Raw genomic sequence first — 1,671 nt, forward strand, 5'->3', positions numbered from 1 at the left:
TGCGGCTGAATTCCTAATCGGAATTCATTGCAATTTGCTATCTTTCGGTTACGGCGGAAAATCATAGCTGATTTTCCGCAACGAGCCATACACAAGACCGTTGTAGTGCATTTGAAAAACGATGAATCAAGAAAAAGCAGTTTGTGTTGAATGTGAATCTGACTATTTTAAAAATAGTTCGGAAATGGCTGAATTATGTCCGAATTGTGCACACGAATTATATGGATATCTAAATTGCGAACATAAATTCGATAATGGAAATTGCATAAAATGCGGTTGGAATGGAAACAAGTCTGAATTCATTAAACGAAAGGCAATAAATGACAATGGGAAAACTCAAATGTAAATGTGGACATATAATTGTTGACCAAACTGACAACTTAGAATATAAAGGTTATGTTCTTCCAGACACTTTAGTTGATGATGTTTCTATCAATTTGACCAACAACATTGATTCCTTAATTGAGTCATTGAAAAAAGGAAATAAAACTGACTGGATTAAAAAACACTTTCAGGTACCACCTTATCCAATGGATTTAAAAGAATCATCAATGATTCACGACTTGCTTAATGTTAGTGATAAGACCCAAGAAATTTTCGAATGTGAAAATTGTGGACGAATAGCAATTGAATTTGGAAACACAAATCAATTCAGGTTTTTCACACCTGAATCGGATGACACCAGAGGAATACTAAATGGGAAGAAAAAATAAAAAACGCACTACAACAATGTATAACCGCAATTACGGCGGATTCGACTACGTCCGAATCCACTCGGAATTGCTAACGTCAGTACCAAACCGAAAATTAACGCATATTAACCCGTAACTGACGGTTATACGAGACCGTTGGCAATAATGTAAAATTGAAAGCTATTCATAAATGGAAAAAGGGTTAAGACTCGAACACAAATTATTGATTTTCTTTGGCGGTATGTTCATCGTGTTATTTGCTGGATTTAACTATTTTGAAAAAATTCCTGGAATAACTAAACATGAAAAATCAATTGCAATTATTCTTTACTATTTAGGAATAGTGTTCTGGATTGGTGGTTTCTTGTTGTTATTATATCTGTACAAATGAAAACTTTTATCCTGATTCTATTAACAACCTTTCCAATTTTCGCGCAAAATATTGATTTACCAAAAGACTTGACTGAATTCCTAAAGGCAAAATCGGAATTGATTTACGACTATAATTCTGTAGAACCTGACTTTGTCGGAATTATTGACTTTGACAAACTAGGTCTCGGAAAAGTGTGGATTGAGGGAAATGTTAGGAGAAAATCTTATTACGAAATTCCTGCAATCAATCTGACTGACCAATGTGAACATTATGACCCTGAATACATCTTACTCTACTTGCCGAATGAAAAACTATACGGAACTTGGGATTCTGACCATTGGAAACTTTATGTTTTCCCAAATGTAAATTGGACTGACATAACCAAAAATCCAGCGGAATTTATAAACCAACAGTGGAATCCGAAAAAAGAAATCGGAATTGAATTTGACCCGAAAACGAATTATAAAATAATCAACGGATGGCCATTTTAGCTGAAAATAAAAACACTATTGCCAACAACGGCTATAGTTCATTACGGCTGAAATTCCTAATCGGAATTTCAAGCCTTTTTGCTAAATTTATGGTTACGGCGGAATGATACTCGCG

General features: G+C 34.5%; 3 protein-coding genes. All 3 read left to right on the plus strand.

Going from position 1 to position 1,671, the window contains the following annotated elements; all coding sequences use genetic code 11:
* Positions 1-326: 326 nt before the first annotated feature.
* The 3 genes from LBU54_RS15235 to LBU54_RS15245 all read left to right on the plus strand — a co-directional run bounded on the left by LBU54_RS15235 (position 327) and on the right by LBU54_RS15245 (position 1,556).
* Complete coding sequence (locus LBU54_RS15235) at positions 327-713, plus strand: hypothetical protein (RefSeq protein ID WP_224531973.1); 387 nt, start codon at positions 327-329, stop codon at positions 711-713.
* Between the two features lie 169 nt (positions 714-882).
* Positions 883-1,083 (plus strand): hypothetical protein, encoded by a 201-nt coding sequence (locus tag LBU54_RS15240; protein ID WP_224531975.1) that lies wholly within the window; start codon positions 883-885, stop codon positions 1,081-1,083.
* Positions 1,080-1,556, plus strand: coding sequence for a hypothetical protein (locus tag LBU54_RS15245; RefSeq protein WP_224531977.1), 477 nt, complete (start codon positions 1,080-1,082; stop codon positions 1,554-1,556). Before LBU54_RS15240 ends, LBU54_RS15245 begins: the two co-directional genes overlap by 4 nt.
* Positions 1,557-1,671 lie beyond the last annotated feature (115 nt).

Origin of the sequence: Winogradskyella alexanderae (assembly GCF_020166335.1) — a bacterium.
Lineage (GTDB): Bacteria > Bacteroidota > Bacteroidia > Flavobacteriales > Flavobacteriaceae > Winogradskyella > Winogradskyella alexanderae.

Coding starts and splice junctions, on each gene's coding strand:
- LBU54_RS15235 (WP_224531973.1), top strand. CDS start 327: ATGGGAAAACTCAAATGTAAATGTGGACATATAATTGTTGACCAAACT.
- LBU54_RS15240 (WP_224531975.1), top strand. CDS start 883: ATGGAAAAAGGGTTAAGACTCGAACACAAATTATTGATTTTCTTTGGC.
- LBU54_RS15245 (WP_224531977.1), top strand. CDS start 1,080: ATGAAAACTTTTATCCTGATTCTATTAACAACCTTTCCAATTTTCGCG.